Here is a 16,931-nt window from a genome sequence, read left to right on the forward strand (position 1 = left end):
GGCGATTCTGTACTTCATCTATTAGTGGTGGGAAGATTTATCGGTGTTGGAGATATTGAGTCAGATATCTAGAGTAGCGAAATATACTCTTGAATGAAATCTTCGAAAGAGTATTCTTGGCCTAAGTAAAGATGCTTAAGATCTCTTTTATAAAAATTCAGATTTAATGAATCTGCAGTTGCGGGGTGAATGGGTAAGTTTTGTTCGGCGTGGCCAGGAATTTTTTCTGCGGCGGCAGTGGTGAGCTTTGGAAGTTCAAGGTGTCTTAAAAGTTGATTTGTAATCAACAAATACAACTCATTTTTGGGGTGGTTAAATATCTTGAAGAGTTGCCTTTCTTGAAAATTATTTTCAATGTATTTTCTTACAAAGAAAGGTCCGTCTCTGCTGTCTAGTCGATTCAGATATTCAAAATCTGAATCTAAGATTCTGAGCGCTCTGTCTCCAATCTCACTTTTCATGTGTAGGTATGTATCAATTAGCCTCTCTTTAGATGAAATTTCATCTGCCAGCCTGTCTAAAATTTCTGATCGGTATGGTATTCTGCCATACGGAAACTCAGTACTTTTCCCGAGTGGTCGATCGGGGATTCGCCCAAAGTCGGGCCAATATGCACTAAACGTAATGTACGGAATCTGGAGTTTTATGGATTCTTGGGGTAGCAAATCAGATAGAAATTCTTCGGAAAATTCTTTTGATGGATGATATAAAAAAATCTCACAGTTTCTTAATGTTTCTTGATCAATTGTGAACTGCGGGGATCCGGGTGTTGAAAAGTTCGAATAATAAAAAACACTGTATTTCTTCTTGATTTCGTCGGATTGAAGCAGTAAGTCTCGAAAGGGTATGCCTTGGCAAGTGGCATAAATTATAATGTTCTTCATTTTAGTTTCGTTTCGCTTCATTGGTGGGGGTGGATGTAATTTAATCACACTAGTCGGGAGTATCACAATATGTTCAACAGTCGGCTCGAGTTTTCGTACCAATCGATTGTTACGCTCGTAGAGTTCTATTCCCCCCAAAAATCGGTAGGAGCAAATAGAGGTAACGTTATTTGGGAGTTCGATTAGCGCACTTCAAACTGTTGAGTGGCTCAATACTCTTGGGTATTGGCCTTTCTTTGGGTGCAGCAGTCAAAGAGCTGGCCCGTACGGTTTTTAATCGGGGATATACTTATCCAGGGCTATGGTTAGGGTAAGACTTCCGCGTATTGATTCTTTAAGCATTGGCGCCCAATTGCCCCCAGAGCTCTGTGATACAGTCTCACCCTTGTGTAGGTGATTTGACCCCTGCCGCTATTGGGTTAACCAACAACTTTGGCATGTTTATGAGCAAGCAAAATCGCGAAAATACGTCCCAACCCGTGGCCAGCCTTGAGGCACTTGCCGGTCTGGCCGACTATTCGCTGCTGGATACCTTAAAACGAGATCCAGATGCAACGGTCGATGGCGAGGACTACCGCCCGCGGCAGGTGTTTTCGGGGCATTATGTGCCGGTTAAGCCCACGCCTATAGCCGAGCCCGAGTATGTCGCACACAGCGAGGCGCTCTTTCGCGAGCTCAATTTTGACGACTGCCTTGCGCACACCGCCGGGTTTCGCCGGTTGTTCTCTGGCGATATGTCTGGCGTTCCCGCGCCCATGCGCAAACTCGGTTGGGCCACGGGGTACGCATTGTCTATTTATGGCACAGAGTACACGCAGCAGTGCCCGTTTCAAACGGGCAACGGCTACGGTGATGGGCGAGCTGTGTCGGTGCTTGAGGCCGTGATCAACGGCCAGCGCTGGGAGATGCAATTAAAAGGCGGCGGTCGCACGCCATACTGCCGCGGCGCTGATGGCCGCGCAGTGTTGCGTTCCAGCGTGCGCGAGTTTTTGGCACAGGAGCATATGCACGCGCTGGGTGTGCCAACCTCCCGTTCACTGTGTTTGTTTGTTTCCAAAACCGAGTCAGTCCAGCGGCCCTGGTACTCGGAGGGCTCGTCCAACGCCGACCCGGATACGCTGGTCTCTGAGCCTGTGGCCATTTCAACACGGGTAGCGCCTTCGTTTTTGCGGGTGGGCCAGTTGGAGCTGTTTGCGCGCCGGGCTCGGGAACAAGCCCATGCCAATTCAATGGATGAGCTGGAAAAGATCGTTCTGCATTTGATCGGCCGCGACTACCCGAGCGACATCCACCCCGATTTGTCCATGGCCGACAAGCTGGTGGCGCTGACCGCTGCCTTTCGCGAGCGTTTGACGGCGCTGATCGCCAACTGGTTGCGGGTGGGTTATTGCCAGGGCAACTTTAACAGTGACAATTGCGCGGGGGGCGGCTACACGCTCGACTATGGCCCCTTCGGTTTCTGCGAGCGTTTTGATCCCTATTTTCAACCCTGGACCGGTGGCGGTCAGCATTTCTCGTTCTTTAATCAGCCCGCGGCGGCGGAGCAGAACTTTCAAATGCTCTGCAGCGCACTGCGACCTTTGCTGCTTTCTCATCCCGAGCAGTTACAAGCATTCGATCAGCTGAAAAGCGGCTTTGCGGCTGTGATGCAACAAAAGTTGGAGAGCATGTTTGCCGCAAAGCTGGGCCTGCAAACCCATAACGCCGAGCTGCTCAATGAGCTGTTGGCGCTGATGATGAAAACGCCGGTGGATTACACCATGTTCTTCCGTGAGCTTGCCCATATACCCGAGAGCATTCAGCCGCTGCAGAAAAGCTTTTACCAAGAGCCCACTGCTACGCTTATGCAGCAATGGTCGAGCTGGCTGGAAAAGTGGCAGTCGCAGTTGGCCGACGGCGATACCGCCGAGCTGTCACAGAAAATGTTGCAGATTAACCCTAAATACACTTGGCGCGAGTGGTTGGTAGTGCCCGCGTACGAGCGGGCCAAGCAGGGCGATTACACCCTGGTGCGAGAGCTGCAGGCGGTACTCACCCGGCCCTATGATGAGCAATCGCCGCAAGTGGAAGAAAAATACTACAGGGTCAGGCCTCAGGAGTTTTTCCATGCCGGTGGGGTATCCCACTACAGTTGTTCTTCCTGAGGTCACGAGGCCGGGCGCAGGGCAAGCGTCAAACAAACCCATGGCGCGTAAACATTATCCTCAACCCTGAACAACTTATAGGGTCGCTTGCTTTCAAAGGAAATGTCACGTGTTGTCCCTAGGGATGGTTGGAAGTAAGTCGCCTTGCCGCCTCTTTGGCAAAGTAGGTCAAAGAGGCGGCACCAGCGCGTTTGATGCACTTTAGTGACTCCAGTATCACTTCATCACCGATGATACCTTGCTCAAAGGCCATCTTATGTAAGCTGTACTCACCGATGACTTGGTAAGCAAACGCGGGCACACCAAACTCTCGCCTAGCTCTATGCAGGATATCCAAATAGGGAAGGCGAGCTATACCGTAACCAACTCGACGCCCTCGGATAAGTCGAGGGCGATCTCGTGCAGCGCTCGCTACAGCATAAATCTGTGCTTGCCGGAGGAGTGCGGGAGCTTGTCTCGCCACGAGAAATGACATGGTCAAGATGGCTCTCCATCATTGTTCAAATGTAGTTTTCGTAAGATTTGGGCTAAGGGTGCCTCCCCCCTGAGCCGTGGGTGATACCCACGTAAGCTCGATCTTATGGATGGCCGGGTAGTGCTCGAAAAGTGTTAATGCCACCCCGGTTGGATAGGCATTGTTCTCGCAGTGATAGTGGTACTCGGCAATGATGTCACCGTGCGCTGAGTCATGATCTTGTCCATGTTCCCCGTTGTGGTCATGCTCATGCCCATGGCCTGGCTCATCTTTTATGCCGCTCAGCGCCGAGGTGTCGACCTCTGAGTGCAAAAAAACGCACTCGCCATCGCTGAACTTAATCACGGTGTCGGGTTGTTGCAGTTGCGAGCGCACTTGGCTCAGGGCGGCTTTCTCGTCTTTGCTGCGGGCCCGGTGCTCAAACCCCAGCAGATTGGCGGCGGGGGAGATCAGTTCAATCATCAAGGTGTCTTGAGCCATTACCAGTGTCATTTGCGCGTGACCGTGGCTGTGCGCTTGCATAGTGCCCGCTCCTGCGGGCAGTGCGCATAGCGCTGAGAGCGCGAGTGCGCCCATAGAGTGGCGCGCTTTGCAAAAGGCACTCGGAAAGTGCTGGATCTTTACCCTCATGTGATCGCATCCATGGTTACAAAGAGTCGGCGCTGAGATTCCTCAAGCGGTGGTGAACGGTGGACGATGCCGTTACCCTCATTGCCGGGCCAAAGCTCACCTTTTAGCAGCGCGACATCACCGGCGCTAAGCTGATAGATTGAGTCCGGTCGCGAGTAGAGGCCTGATTCGCTGTCGGGTTTTCCTTCGGCGCCTGGGCCGAGCTTGTTGCGATCAATATCGTTGTTGTCCAGCCACTGGGTGGCGGGCCCGCGATAAGTGGTGATTAAGCGACAGCCAAGTTTATCGACATGGAAGCGGGGACAGGTTGCACTGCTGGCAACGCAAAAGCGCATCCCCACGGCTTTGGCACCGAGAAGACACGTCAGCATGTCGGCAAGAATAATAATATTGTCGGTAAACGCTTGCCGTGCGCAGTGTGCGGGCAAGGTTTTTGTGAGCTCGCGTTCGAGCTCCGTCAGTGTGCCGGTTAGCCGAATCTCGGTGGCATGGTGATGGTGATTGAGCAAGTAGTCACTGTAGTGGATAATCTCCGGTGGTAACTCGCGCTGCCAGACGCACAGATTTGTGCTGCCGTTGTAAAGCTCAGTGAAAACGGCAGGGTCTGTGCTCTGGCTAAGCCCATCCGGTGCCGTCAAGGTCATTGCCGTGTTTAGCATAGAGGTTAGCCTTACTCTGTCCAGCTTGGGAAAGGGTCGGGGAGTGCTTTCCAGTAATCCTTGCCGGCAACCATCTCGTCATCGCTGAGCAGACAATCGTCCAAAATCTCGGTCATTCTTTGCTGGTTCAACCCCTGGCCAATAAACACCAGCTCCTGACGCATATCGCCAAAGGGCTCCTGCCACTTTTCTTTAATGAAATTGAGCGTGTCCTCGTCCTCTGGCCAGTACTGTTCAGGTACGGCGCGCCAGAACATACCGGCTGCGCCGTGGCGAGCGATACCACCGGCCTGACTCCACTGACCGGCAAACTCCGGCCGAGAGGCAAGCCAAAAGTACCCCTTAGAGCGAATCAAGCGACCCTCAGGCAAGGAGGCCTGGGTGAATTCGTAAAATTTGCTCGGGTGAAAAGGGCGGCGCGCGCGGTAGACGAAGCTGCTGATTCCGTACTCTTCGGTTTCCGGCGTGTGCTCGCCGCGCATTTCTTTAAGCCACAGGGGTGATTGCTGCGCTCGTGCAAAATCAAAGCGGCCGGTGCCGAGTACTTTTTCCAGCGGTACCTGACCCAGTTGAATAGGCACAATTTCGGCGTCGTGATTGAGCCCGCGAAGTAAACCTTTGAGGTTATCCAGTGCCTGGGCGTCCACCAGATCGGTTTTGCTGATCAAAATGACATCGGCAAATTCGACTTGTTCTACCAGCAGATCGGTAACACTGCGTTCGTCCTCTTCACCGAGGCTTTCGTCTGAGTCTTTTAAGTCTTTTGCCTGCTGATACTCCGCCGAAAAATTGACCGCATCCACCACGGTGACCATGGTGTCCAGTTTGGCAATATCCGATAAGCTGACGCCGTCTTCATCGGCAAAGGTAAAGGTTTCGGCGACGGGCAAAGGTTCTGAAATACCGGTGGACTCAATCAGCAGGTAATCGAACTTGCCGGATTGCGCCAGTGCGCGCACCTCCAACAGCAAGTCCTCGCGCAGGGTGCAGCAGATACAGCCATTGCTCATCTCCACCAGCTTCTCTTCGCTGCGGTTGAGTGAGACATCGTTTTTCACCGAATCGGCGTCGATATTGACTTCACTCATGTCATTGACAATGACCGCCACCCGGCGATTTTCGCGGTTGTGCAATATGTGATTGAGTACGGTGGTTTTGCCCGCTCCGAGAAAGCCGGACAACACCGTTACTGGCAACTTGTTCTGTTCAGTCTGCATAGAATTTCTCTTTTTGTTCGCTAATCACTTTGATATCGGTGCCGAACTCTGCGGTCGGTCTTATCAGTAGTCGCTCAATGCCAATGGGCTCGCCGGTTTCCTGGCAGTAACCGTATTCGCCGTTGTGCAGGCGGCGCAGTGCGTCGTCGATTTTGCTCAACAGCCGATACTCCCGGTCGGCCAGCCTGAGCTTAATTGCCATGTCATCTTCCAGTTGCGCGCGGTCAGCTTCGTCATTGCACTCGGGAGGGTGCGCAAGCTGCTGTTTTATCTGCTCAATGTGATCTTGAGTTTCTTGCTTCAGCGTCAGCAAGCGATGTTTAAAAAAGGCCTGTTGTTCATCGTTCATGTAATTTGCAATGGGGGCTTTACGTAGTTGTCGCTTTGTTAGCATGCTGCATTCTCAGCTTTTAAAAGGCGGTTACAGTGAAAGCGGTTGCTCAGGTGCGCGCCGATCAGCAGCAGGCCACCGCCGATGGACAGCGCTGCCTCGGCTTCATGGGGTGCGAACAGAGCGGTGACCAGGAGCGCCAGCCCCAGGGAGCCGGCCACAAACGGTAACCGGCGACGGTGGCGCTTCCAGCCGCTGGGCAGGCTCGCCAGGGCCAGCAGAGCGATAGGCAAAATCAGCACGACATGTACCCACTCGGAGGTAAAGGCACTGCCAATCAGTCCCAGCCCGCCGAGCGAGAGCAGTACGGGCGTGGCAAGGCAGTGAATTAGGCACAGGCCTGAGCACAAAGCGGCGGCTTCGTCTTTCATGGTGGTAAAGCTCTAAGCAATGTTTGGTGAATTAGCAATGTTATAACATAACGAAATATATTTGAAATGAAGCCCTCTCGTCAATAAGTGCTGCGGTATGGCCGCCGGGCGGTGTTTGATTGAGGGTTAGGCGGGGGCCAGGCAGTGCTGCATCTGCTCGGCCAGTGCGTCCCAGTCCAGAGGTTGGTGGTGAATGACTTCCAATCGGCTGTCGTCACATTCGTCCAGCTCCAGCGTCTTTAACACGCCGTCGGCAAGGTTGAGCGCAATAATGCCGTCAGTGGTGATCAGCACCGCTTTCAGTCGGTCGCAGGTAAGGCCGCTGACCCAGTGAAAAACCGCGTCCGGCTCGAACACCTTGGCCGGGTGCAGGGCCCAGCCGCAGCTGTAATAGCCCTGCCCCTGATGGCGCTTGCTTACAATTGGCTGCGCTTCGCTGGGCGTTGGCAGGGTCGCTGCCGGGTAATTGCCGCCGTGGTGATGGCCGGTCTCGGGTAGCACGGCGTGCGCCTGGTGGGGCTGGTCGAGCCAGTGCAGGGCGAGCTGGCCGTTGTTCGCCTGGGTGAGTGGCCTGTCGCTGAGCTGCCAGGCGGCGAGCTGTCGCTGCATGGCGTTTAGGTGTGCGTTTTCGGTTAGGTCCAGTTTGGTGGCGACCAGTAGGTCGGCGACTTCCAGCTGCTGGTGGAAAGTATCGTTACTGAGGTGGCGCTCGCTGCTGAAGTGGCGCGGGTCAATCAGCGTCAGGCAGGCCTTCAGATCAATAACGTCCGCAAAATGGGTCTGCAGGGTTTGCAGGACTTCCAGCGGATGCCCCAGGCCGGTGGGCTCGATAATCAGGCGGTCAAAGCGCTTCTGGCGCAACAGCTGCGTCAGGCCTACCTGCATGGGCAGGCCCGCTACGCAGCACATGCAGCCGCCGGGAATTTCCTTCACCGCTGTGCCACCCTCGCGCAGCAGGGCGCCGTCGATGCCCACCTCGCCAAACTCGTTGACCAAAATGGCCCAGCATTCCAGTTCAGGCTTGGTGGCCAGCAGTTGTTTGATGAGCGTGGTTTTACCCACGCCGAGAAAGCCGGTGATGATGTTGGTGGGGATGCGCGACATGATCGTCCTGGTGGTTAGATAGTGTCCAGATGTTGGGCGCAGTGTAGGGCATCGGACATCAGGTGTCTTGGATAATGGAACGTTATACTGTTGCGTTTAAGTATTGTTACGTTATAACATATTTGCTTCAGGCGCGGTACCGCGCCGCACCAATTCGATTTTCCTGTCTCAATCACTAGGGGGTTCCGTGTTGAAGCGGTCTTTACTTTATGTCGGCCTTGGTTTTCTGGCGCTGCCGGGGCTGGCCAGTGCGGCAACTATTCAGGGTGTGGTGCTCGATAGCGCAGGTCAACCCGTCAGTGACGCCACGGTAGAAGTGGTGGGTTCGCGTACCAGCGCGAGCACGGACGCTAGCGGCCAGTTCACGCTGGAGGACTTGTCCAGCGACGATGTAGAGCTGCATGTACGTGCACCCCGCTATATGCATAAGCATGTGCACGTGCACGGCGATGCCGAGTCGTTGCAGATCACCTTGGATTCTACGGTCATAGAGGTGGTGGATGTCACCGGCATGCCCTGGCATATCTCGCAATTAGAATCGGCCACGCCGGTTTCTGTGTTAAGTGGCGACGCGCTGCGCGATCAACAGTCGGCAACCCTCGGCGATACCTTGAATAAGCAAGTGGGTGTGCATTCGAGTTATTACGGCCCTGTAGCGGGTACGCCAATTATTCGCGGCTTGTCCGGCCCTCGAGTGCTGGTGGCGCAGAACGGCCTGGATGTGGGTGATGTGTCGCGGTCGGGCCCCGATCACGCTGTTACCGGTGAGGCTACCACGGCGCGTCAAGTCGAAATTCTGCGCGGCCCGGCCACTTTGTTTTATGGTAACGGTGCCATTGGCGGTGTGGTCAATGTGGTGGACGACCGTGTACCTCAAGACGCTGATACCTTTGGGCAGTGGCAGTTAGAGTACAACAGTGCGAATAACGAGCCTTTGATTGAAGGCAGCGCGAATATTGGTGTGAGTGACAATTTCGCGGTGCATGTAGACGGCTTTTGGCGCGAGGCAGACGATCTGGAAATTCCGGGCTACGCCGAAGCTGAGCCGGAAGAGGGCGCAGCCTACGGGATCTTAGAAAATTCCGCCTACGACAGTCAGGGCGCGACTATTGGTGGCAGTTACATTGGCGAAGAGGGTTTTGCGGGTGTCAGTGTGGGCCGGCTTGAGCGCACTTATGGCATTCCCGGCCACAGCCACGACGGCGTGGCGGTTCAGGCTGAACTTGAGCAGGATCGCCTGCAGTTTGTCAGCGAGCGCAGTTTTGATCACGACGTTCTTGCTGAGGCGCGCTTGCGTTACGGCTACACGGATTATCAGCACCGAGAACTCGAGGGCGATGCCATAGGCACGACTTTCGAAAACGAACAACACGAGGCAAGACTTGATCTGTTCCACCAGCCTTTTGCCGAATGGCGCGGCGCAGCCAGCTTGCACGTTAAACGCCAGGAAAATGCCGCTCAGGGGGAGGAAGCCTTTACCCCGCCGTCGCTCACAGAGTCTTACGCTCTTGCATTAATGGAAGAAAGGCACTTCGGTGACTTTCTTGTGCAACTCGGCGGTCGTATTGAGCGGATTGAGGTTGACGCTCATGATGTGATTCTGGACCCCGAAGGTGAGCGCGGCACCTACCGTTTGGGTCAAACGTTTACCCCATACAGTTTTTCCATCGGAACCGTGTGGGACTTTACTGATGGCTACAACCTTGGTGTAAACCTGACCCACTCGCAGCGCGCACCCTCTGCTACCGAGGTCTTCTCCTATGGCCCTCACATTGGGGCGGGCAGTTTCGAGGTCGGTGCGGTGTTCGATATCCTGGCAAATGACGAAGGAGACTGGGTTGTTAACTTCTCCGGCGATCCCATCGAGCTGGAAACCTCGAATAACATAGATATTTCCCTGCGTAAATTTACCGGCGATCTGGGCTTTGTTATCGGCGCTTTCTACAATCAGGTGGATGATTTCTACTACGCCCGCGCCACCGGTCTGGAGGCGGAAAGCGGCCACGACCACGATCATGGACATGAAGACGAACATGACCACGAACACGATCATGCTCACGATCAAGAGGACGAGCACGATCATGAAGAAGAACACGACCATGACCACGAAGATGAGTTGTTGCCGGTCTATCAATTCACGGCCGCCGACGTCGAGCTCTATGGCTTTGAGGGCGAGGTGCACTGGCAGGTTAGCGACCCGTTGATGTTGCGTTTCACCACCGACTACATTCGCGCGACCCTGCGCGATGGTGGCAATTTACCGCGTATTCCTCCGCTGCGCGCCGGCCTGGCCGCCGAGTATGAAGTGGGTGCCTGGGCTCTGCACGCCAGCGCTACCCACTACTTTGAAGCGGATAAAACCGCTGAGCTGGAAACGACCACCGACGCCTACACATGGGTCGATGCCGAGGTCAGTTACACCCTGCCCTTGTGGGGCGGTACCAAAGTGTATGTACGCGGCGACAACCTTTTGGATGAAACCGCTCGCGTCCACAGCTCGTTTATTAAAGACATTGCCCCGCGTGCAGGCCGTTCGGTTTCTGCTGGTATTCGCGCGAGCTTTTAAAGGTTACTAAGGAGTCATTTATGTTGCTAGAAAACAAACTTAAGCCATTGTCGGCCATCTTTCTCGCCTTGATGCTGGGCGCCTGTGGTGGCGACAGTGAAACCAATATCTATGCCCAGGACGTGGCCGAACCGGGTCATGACGATCACGATCATGACGATGACCACGACCATGATCACGAGGAAACCAGCTCCGCTCGCCTGCTGTTGGTGGAGGCCGGCACTGAGCTTGTGCATATTTTTGAGGCAGCCGATGGCGATGAAGTGGCCGAGCTAACACTGCCCGCGCCGATTAATTATGCGTACCCAGTGGCAGGCTATCGCTATGCGGCTTTTGTGCACCGCAACGATAACTGGGTGAGTTTTGTCGATGGCGGCGTGTGGATTGAAGACCACGGCGATCACGACCATCCCTACGCCGAAGCGCCTGCCGTGCAGGATTTCTTTTTGGATGGTGTAAGACCCACGCACTACACCTTTAACGATGAGCAGGTGGCGGTGTTCTACGACGGCAACAGTGAAACCGGTGATGTGGCTGGTGTGGCAACCTTTGATGCCGCTGCCGTGGCGGAAAATGGTATGGCCAGCACCTTGAGCTTTGACACTCATATGCACGGTGCCGCTCAGGCGCGTGGCGAGCACCTGCTGGCGACCATTCGCGACGCCGGCAGCGCCAGTACCCTGCCGGATAAAGTCGGTCTGTATCATTTGCATGACACTGAGTACGAGCTGGAAATGGTTTTCGGGGAAACCTGCCCCGGATTGCACGGCAGTGCGCAAAATGAAGACAAGATCTTCTTTGGTTGCACCGACGGCGTTCTGGTCATCGACGAGAGCGCTGACTTTAGTGCAACCAAAGTGGGCAATGGCGAGGCTCTGGTTGAGGGTGCCCGCGTGGGCAGCTTGCGGGCTCACCATCACGTTGCAGAGGCAATTGGTATTGCCGCCGGTGGATTGGTTCGCGTTGTGCCTGGTGAGGCCGAGCTGCAAGCGCTGCCCGAGCCGCTGCACGAAGAGGACTCGGTCGTGGCCAGCGAGTTTGCCGCCGACGGCGAGTTTTTTGTCGCGCTCACCTCTGAAGGTGCACTGGTGGTGCTGGACACTCACGACTGGGCCATACACGGTGAGCTAAGCGTTACTGACGCCGGTCAGCTGGGCGAAGGGCAAAGCTTGAAGTTGGTGGTGCCGCCAGAAGGCCACCATGTGTATGTACTCAACCCGGGTTCGCAATCGCTGGTTGCGGTGGATGTCGAAGCGCTTGAGGCCGAAGAGCCCTGGAACTTTGACTTTACTCCACTCACCGCGGTGTGGCTCGGCTACGCCGAGGAAGGCGAAGAGCACGATCACGAGCACTAATTCAGTGCGCAAGGCCCGGCCGCGTCCTGCGGCCGGGTTTTTTTCTTTTCTGGCTTATTCCCCCTGTCGCGAAACGCCTGACTCTCTTATCATAAGTGCCTGAGCACTCACCGTGGCATGCAGTTTCCTGCACCAGGGAGTCATTGGTGTTGGAGACACGATGGTAAGAACCAAGGTCCAGGCAGACGCTCTGGCACAGGCTTTCGCGGATATTCGTCAGTGGTCGGGCGCAACCGGGGCTCTCAATAGTGCTCAGGCTCAGTCATTGATGAACGCCCAGCGCATGGGCTTGGCTGACTTTGAGCGTCTCGCACCCGGCGCTGACCTCGGTTATCTGGTTGGGCTCTGGGTGGTGCGTGGCGTGCGCGAAGCGCTCTCGTGCGATCCGGCCCTATCCGAAAGACTCACCACTTTTTTAACGCAGTTGCTGTACCTGACCGCCGCCGATGCCGAATGTCGCCTCTGGCAAAATACCCGCTGGTGCACGGCCATTGATCGGCTCTTGTTTCATTGGCAGTGCTGGTACGGCTCGGGGGATCTCAGTACTGACCGCTTTTTGCAAAGGTGCGATGATCTGCTTTTGCAGTGCCGCGACGCAAAGGCCTCTGTTTGCCTGGAGGTCATAGAGTCGTTTAATCGGCGTGCCGACAAAGAGCTGGACCGCGCGGCCCTGCTCGCCTCGCGCATTGCCGATACCGAGCGGGGCAAGCTCAAACGCCAGCAGGCTGAGGAGCGTGTCACGGCATTGTTGAACGAGTGTTTCTCGGGCAACAGCGTGCCTGATGCCATTTACCGTTATATCACCCAATCTTTGTCGCCCGCACTGCAGTTTTGCCTGATCAATGATCGTGAGCACCTCTGGGAATTTTGGACAGAAATGCTCACACAGTTGGTGCAGGCCTTTAGTCTCAACAAAACCGCGGAACAACAGCAGGCGTTTTTTTGCCAGGGACCACAGCTCGGTGCCAGGCTGAGCGCCGCCGCACCGCCGCCGGGGTGTGAGCCGAACGAGTACCACGAGTTTGTCACTCAGGTGATTGTGGATATTGAGGCCCTGCTCGCCGGGCAGCGCGTGCACACTGTGATTGCACCTCCGGCGCCGGCGAGCGTTGCCACCGTTTCAGTGAAAGCCCACCCGCGCGATGGCGAGCCCTGTCCCATTGCCAGCGGCGACTGGTTAGTGTTCGATTCGCCCCACGAAGGGCGCATCCACTGCCAGCTGTTGCTGCAAATGCCGGGCAGTCATGACCTTGTGTTGGTCAACCGGCAGGGACATAAAGTGCTTCAGCTTTCCGTTGGGCGTATGCTCGATGCGCTCGATCGTGGTTCGGTAAGCCCCCTGGCCGACATCAAGGCCTACAGCACCGCTCTGAACCGGGCGGCGGCGCGCCTGGAGTATTGCCATAGCGATCTGGCGGCCAAGCGGCGGCTGGCCTCACGAATGGAGGCGCAGCGCCAGGCACAGGCTAAGCGCCAGCAAGCGGCGCGCGAGCAGGCGGCCAAGGCCCGGGCAGACGCCGATAGAACCCGGCGGCAGCAGGCGATGGCCGAGGAGCGCAGGCGCCTGGAGCGGGAAAAGCGCGAACGCGAAGCCGAAGAGCGGGTGGCTCAGCGCGAGTACGAGCAGCAGCGCTTGACCGAAGCGCTGGCCCGGGTGGATGAGTTGGCAACCGGCAGTTCGGCGGACATCCCCCTTGCCGACGGCAGCCAGTGCCGTGCTCAGTTGGGCATGATCATGCCCTCGACGGGCAAGCATTTGTTCTACGATCGCTTTGGCCGCAAGGTCGCTGAGTGGCGGCGCGAACAACTGGCTGAACTTCTGCTGGAAGGGCGCGCGGTTTTCTACGAAGCCGAGCCCGGTTTCGAGAGCCGGCTGGAGCAAATTGTCCACGCGCAGCGCAAAGTGCCTGTGCTATAAAGACGCGTAAACGCAACCGGCAGTGGCGCTAAAGAATAGGGAATAGCCATGGACACTCTCAACGATCTGGAGCGGCTGGAACAGGCCCGCCAACTGATAGATGACGGCAAGGCAAAAGCCGCTCTGAAAATACTCAACGCTCTCTACAAAGCGGACGAAGATAACCGCGATGTCATCGACGCCGTGGTGGATGCGCTGGAGGCGGCCGAGCTTTGGAGCAAGGCGCGCACGGTTTTGCTGCGTGCGCTGAGTCGCCAGCCGCAGGTGCCCGAGCTGTGGATCAGGCTGGCCTATGTGTTTCTTGCGGAGGACGACCAGAGCTCGTCTACGCAGGCAATAGAAAAAGCCCTGGTGGCCAACCCCAATCACCCGCAATTGATGTTGGAGCGCGCGCGGCTGGCCGCCGGTCGCGGCGAGCGCGAGGTCATGCACCAAACACTGGACGCGGCCATGGCGGCGCAGCCAGATAACCGCGTGGCGCTTTTTATCGAGCGGGCCGACCTGTATCAGAGTCTGGCGCTCACCCCCTCGGAGGATGAAGCGCAGATCAAAGATGCTCTGGGCATGAGCTGTGCGGTTGTGCCCATGCAGAGAGCGCTACGGGATTTGGCCGCGGCCATCGCACTCGACCCCGACTCCTGGCGGCTGCACGTCAAACGCGCCGAAGTGCACAAACGCCTGCAGGAGTTCGACGCGGCCATCGAGGATTACGACCGGGCCCTTGCGTGCCTCGATGAAGAAGGCGAATCCATGCGGGCGTTTATCGAGCAGGAGAGAGAAGGTTGCGGCAACGGTGGGCGCAATGAGCGCGAGGCACTGGCCAACAGCATGCGCGAGGCGATGAAATCGGCCGATGGCGGCGAACTGAACTTTGACGATCATCTGGCCAATAACCTGGTGGACGCGCTCGCCGGGCAATACGCCGAGGGCAATGACATGCTGGGGCTGCTCGAAGAGGTCAGTGATGACCCCAATGAGGCCCTGGCGCTCAGCATGGCGCAGGATATCTTAAAAAACGCCCGCGAACCTTTTGCCGATTACCAGCCCGTGGCGCAAAGCGATTTCTCCGCAGCGGCGCGGGCCTACTGTGCCAAGGCCGAAAAAGCACTCTCAGGCAGGGGGTTTGTCACTCTCGGCGACTTTGAGCCGGTGGGCTTGCGGCAGGTGATCGGCAAGCGGGCACTGGTGCGCCTGTTCCTCTCGCAGGATAGGCAGGTGTGCGCCGCGGCCTATCGGTATACTCCGCTCAAGCCCGGTTTTTGGGTTTGGCTGATTTTGGTCGTGCTGCGCCAGTGGAGGCATCATCACATCGTCGAGCTCGAGAGTGCCACCCGCGATGGACGTTTTCTGGTGACCAATAATACCGGCAAGCTGAATCCATTTATCGACTCTGGAGCGTCTATCGATATCCTGGCCTTGCCACCTGGCACCGGGTTTGAGTCTCTCATAGACGCGCACTTGGCGCGTATGAGCGCTGCAGGGGGCGACTGGGCAGACTACCAGGACACCGATGGCGTTTTGGCGTATCAGGAGCAGCTGCGTCTGAGCAAAAACGCCTATCGGGAAAGCATTGGTTTTGTGAGCGACGCGGAGCTTCACACTATGCTGGGCAAGCAGTACGATAAGTTTGCACCCAAGATTAAAAAGTACCTGCAGCTTCTGACGCGCGCGAACGCATCGAGTACATCAAACTAGAGGACGTGAACATGGATTTGGAAAAAGTGGAAAAGCTCAACGAGCTGAAAGAAAAGGGCATGATTACCGAAGAGGAGTACGCCAAGGCCAAAGCCAAGGCGCTCGGCGCTAGTGGCTCATCGGATACCCCGGCGGATCTGGATAACCGCACCTACAGTATGCTCATGCACTTTGCCCAGCTGTGTGGCTTTATTCTGCCCATGTGTGGCTGGATCGTGCCGCTGATACTGTGGATTATCAAGCGTGAAGACCCCTACATCAACGAGCAGGGCAAGGTGGTGTTTAACTGGATCATCAGCTCGTTTATCTATTTTATTATTTGCTTTATTTTGTGGTTCATCGTTATCGGCATTTTCCTCACCATCGCCCTGGGGATCGTCTCAATCATCTTTATTGTCATCGGCGCCATTCGGGCCAAAGACGGGGTCATCCAGAATTACCCCATGAGCATTTCGTTTTTTACGATTGACCCCGATGCGGCCAGTGCGGCAGACGATACGCCCTGATGAAACTGGCGGTCTTTAATACAAAGCGCTACGACCGCCTGCATTTGGGCGAGCTGTCGGGTTGGTCCTTTACCTTTATCGAGGCGCATCTGAATGAGCAGACGGCGCCTCTGTCTGAGGGGCACGACGCGGTCTGCTGCTTTGTCAATGACCAGCTCAACGAGGCGGTACTGCAGCGTCTCGCCGGGGCAGGCGTGCGGTTGATTGCCATGCGCTGCGCCGGGTACAACAATGTGGACATCGCCGCCGCCGAGCGCCTCGGTTTGGCGGTGTGTCGGGTGCCTGAATACTCACCCTGCGCGGTGGCCGAGCACGCGGTGGCGCTGATCCTTGACTTAAACCGACACATTCGCCGCGCCTACAGTCGGGTGCGGGAGCAGGACTATTCGCTGGACGGCCTGCTCGGTTTTGACCTCCATGGCAAAACCGTGGGTATTGTGGGCAGCGGCAAAATTGGTCTCGCCTTTGCGCGCATCATGCATGGCTTTGGTTGCCGGCTGCTCGTGCACGACCCTCAGGTCAACGACGAGATGGCGCGCATGGCCGACTATGTGGCGTTGGATCGCTTGTGGGCCGAGGCGGATATCGTATCGCTGCACTGCCCGCTGCTGGAAGCCACTCATCACCTGGTCAGTGCCGGGAGCATTGCCCAAATGAAGCGCGGCGTTATGTTGATCAATACCAGTCGCGGCGGCTTGATTGACACCCGTGCGGTGATCGAGGGCTTGAAAAGCGGCCAGGTAGGTTACCTCGGGCTCGATGTCTATGAGGAAGAGGCCAGCCTGTTCTTTGACGACCTTTCCGACACCATTTTGCAGGACGATGTCTTCGCCCGCCTGCTCACCTTCCCCAATGTCCTGGTGACCGGTCACCAGGGCTTTTTTACCGGTGAGGCCCTGGCGCAGATCGCCAAAGTGACCCACGAGAACCTGCAGGCTTTTGCCCGCGGCGAGCGCCGTGGGCCGACGTTTGTTATCTAGGGCCTGTTTGACACGGGGTACAAAAAAGCGTCAACA

15 protein-coding genes are annotated in these 16,931 nt (G+C 56.2%); 7 read left to right on the plus strand and 8 right to left on the minus strand.

Going from position 1 to position 16,931, the window contains the following annotated elements; all coding sequences use genetic code 11:
• Positions 1–68: 68 nt before the first annotated feature.
• Positions 69–884 (minus strand): WcbI family polysaccharide biosynthesis putative acetyltransferase, encoded by an 816-nt coding sequence (locus QWI16_RS13865; RefSeq protein ID WP_302714032.1) that lies wholly within the window; start codon positions 882–884, stop codon positions 69–71.
• Positions 885–1,327: 443 nt separating this feature from the next.
• On the opposite strand from QWI16_RS13865, the gene QWI16_RS13870 reads away from it, so the two are divergent.
• A complete protein-coding gene (locus QWI16_RS13870; RefSeq protein WP_302714033.1) occupies positions 1,328–3,028 on the plus strand; it encodes a protein adenylyltransferase SelO in 1,701 nt (566 codons plus the stop codon).
• A gap of 118 nt (positions 3,029–3,146) precedes the next feature.
• Here QWI16_RS13870 and QWI16_RS18775 read toward each other — a convergent pair whose 3' ends face one another.
• The 7 genes from QWI16_RS18775 to QWI16_RS13905 all read right to left on the minus strand — a co-directional run bounded on the left by QWI16_RS18775 (position 3,147) and on the right by QWI16_RS13905 (position 7,875).
• A complete protein-coding gene (locus tag QWI16_RS18775; protein WP_370659936.1) occupies positions 3,147–3,503 on the minus strand; it encodes a porphobilinogen synthase in 357 nt (118 codons plus the stop codon).
• A gap of 18 nt (positions 3,504–3,521) precedes the next feature.
• Entirely contained in the window at positions 3,522–4,025 is a 504-nt protein-coding gene (locus tag QWI16_RS13880) for a DUF2796 domain-containing protein (RefSeq protein WP_302714035.1), read from the minus strand.
• Between the two features lie 104 nt (positions 4,026–4,129).
• Positions 4,130–4,792: a DUF1826 domain-containing protein gene (locus QWI16_RS13885; RefSeq protein WP_302714036.1), complete on the minus strand. Its 663-nt coding sequence runs from the start codon at positions 4,790–4,792 to the stop codon at positions 4,130–4,132.
• Between the two features lie 11 nt (positions 4,793–4,803).
• Complete coding sequence (gene zigA / locus QWI16_RS13890; protein WP_302714037.1) at positions 4,804–6,009, minus strand: zinc metallochaperone GTPase ZigA; 1,206 nt, start codon at positions 6,007–6,009, stop codon at positions 4,804–4,806.
• Positions 5,999–6,358 carry a TraR/DksA C4-type zinc finger protein gene (locus QWI16_RS13895; RefSeq protein WP_302714038.1) on the minus strand — a complete coding sequence of 120 codons (360 nt, stop codon included), beginning with the start codon at positions 6,356–6,358 and terminating at the stop codon, positions 5,999–6,001. Before QWI16_RS13895 ends, zigA begins: the two co-directional genes overlap by 11 nt.
• Positions 6,359–6,396: 38 nt before the next feature.
• Positions 6,397–6,771: a MerC domain-containing protein gene (locus QWI16_RS13900; RefSeq protein WP_302714039.1), complete on the minus strand. Its 375-nt coding sequence runs from the start codon at positions 6,769–6,771 to the stop codon at positions 6,397–6,399.
• Positions 6,772–6,897: 126 nt separating this feature from the next.
• Complete coding sequence (locus QWI16_RS13905) at positions 6,898–7,875, minus strand: CobW family GTP-binding protein (RefSeq protein WP_302714040.1); 978 nt, start codon at positions 7,873–7,875, stop codon at positions 6,898–6,900.
• Positions 7,876–8,062: 187 nt separating this feature from the next.
• Between QWI16_RS13905 and QWI16_RS13910 the strand changes: the two genes are divergently transcribed.
• The 6 genes from QWI16_RS13910 (at position 8,063) to QWI16_RS13935 (ending at position 16,895) form a co-directional block, all read left to right on the plus strand.
• Positions 8,063–10,441: a TonB-dependent receptor gene (locus tag QWI16_RS13910; protein ID WP_302714041.1), complete on the plus strand. Its 2,379-nt coding sequence runs from the start codon at positions 8,063–8,065 to the stop codon at positions 10,439–10,441.
• Positions 10,442–10,461: 20 nt separating this feature from the next.
• Positions 10,462–11,796, plus strand: a complete 1,335-nt coding sequence (locus QWI16_RS13915; RefSeq protein WP_302714042.1) for a hypothetical protein — start codon at positions 10,462–10,464, stop codon at positions 11,794–11,796.
• A 160-nt stretch (positions 11,797–11,956) separates the two neighbouring features.
• Positions 11,957–13,714: a DUF1631 family protein gene (locus QWI16_RS13920; RefSeq protein ID WP_302714043.1), complete on the plus strand. Its 1,758-nt coding sequence runs from the start codon at positions 11,957–11,959 to the stop codon at positions 13,712–13,714.
• 48 nt (positions 13,715–13,762) lie between these two features.
• Complete coding sequence (locus tag QWI16_RS13925; RefSeq protein ID WP_302714044.1) at positions 13,763–15,409, plus strand: tetratricopeptide repeat protein; 1,647 nt, start codon at positions 13,763–13,765, stop codon at positions 15,407–15,409.
• A gap of 11 nt (positions 15,410–15,420) precedes the next feature.
• Entirely contained in the window at positions 15,421–15,915 is a 495-nt protein-coding gene (locus QWI16_RS13930) for a magnetosome magnetite crystal formation protein family (RefSeq protein WP_302714045.1), read from the plus strand.
• Complete coding sequence (locus tag QWI16_RS13935; RefSeq protein WP_302714046.1) at positions 15,915–16,895, plus strand: 2-hydroxyacid dehydrogenase; 981 nt, start codon at positions 15,915–15,917, stop codon at positions 16,893–16,895. Before QWI16_RS13930 ends, QWI16_RS13935 begins: the two co-directional genes overlap by 1 nt.
• Positions 16,896–16,931: the final 36 nt, after the last annotated feature.

This window comes from Gilvimarinus algae (assembly GCF_030518215.1).
Lineage (GTDB): Bacteria > Pseudomonadota > Gammaproteobacteria > Pseudomonadales > Cellvibrionaceae > Gilvimarinus > Gilvimarinus algae.

Bases quoted from the DNA above. Each gene is read 5' to 3' on its own strand.
- QWI16_RS13865 (WP_302714032.1), bottom strand. From the start codon at position 884: ATGAAGAACATTATAATTTATGCCACTTGCCAAGGCATACCCTTTCGA.
- QWI16_RS13870 (WP_302714033.1), top strand. From the start codon at position 1,328: ATGAGCAAGCAAAATCGCGAAAATACGTCCCAACCCGTGGCCAGCCTT.
- QWI16_RS18775 (WP_370659936.1), bottom strand. From the start codon at position 3,503: ATGTCATTTCTCGTGGCGAGACAAGCTCCCGCACTCCTCCGGCAAGCA.
- QWI16_RS13880 (WP_302714035.1), bottom strand. From the start codon at position 4,025: ATGCAAGCGCACAGCCACGGTCACGCGCAAATGACACTGGTAATGGCT.
- QWI16_RS13885 (WP_302714036.1), bottom strand. From the start codon at position 4,792: ATGCTAAACACGGCAATGACCTTGACGGCACCGGATGGGCTTAGCCAG.
- zigA (WP_302714037.1), bottom strand. From the start codon at position 6,009: ATGCAGACTGAACAGAACAAGTTGCCAGTAACGGTGTTGTCCGGCTTT.
- QWI16_RS13895 (WP_302714038.1), bottom strand. From the start codon at position 6,358: ATGAACGATGAACAACAGGCCTTTTTTAAACATCGCTTGCTGACGCTG.
- QWI16_RS13900 (WP_302714039.1), bottom strand. From the start codon at position 6,771: ATGAAAGACGAAGCCGCCGCTTTGTGCTCAGGCCTGTGCCTAATTCAC.
- QWI16_RS13905 (WP_302714040.1), bottom strand. From the start codon at position 7,875: ATGTCGCGCATCCCCACCAACATCATCACCGGCTTTCTCGGCGTGGGT.
- QWI16_RS13915 (WP_302714042.1), top strand. From the start codon at position 10,462: ATGTTGCTAGAAAACAAACTTAAGCCATTGTCGGCCATCTTTCTCGCC.
- QWI16_RS13920 (WP_302714043.1), top strand. From the start codon at position 11,957: ATGGTAAGAACCAAGGTCCAGGCAGACGCTCTGGCACAGGCTTTCGCG.
- QWI16_RS13925 (WP_302714044.1), top strand. From the start codon at position 13,763: ATGGACACTCTCAACGATCTGGAGCGGCTGGAACAGGCCCGCCAACTG.
- QWI16_RS13930 (WP_302714045.1), top strand. From the start codon at position 15,421: ATGGATTTGGAAAAAGTGGAAAAGCTCAACGAGCTGAAAGAAAAGGGC.
- QWI16_RS13935 (WP_302714046.1), top strand. From the start codon at position 15,915: ATGAAACTGGCGGTCTTTAATACAAAGCGCTACGACCGCCTGCATTTG.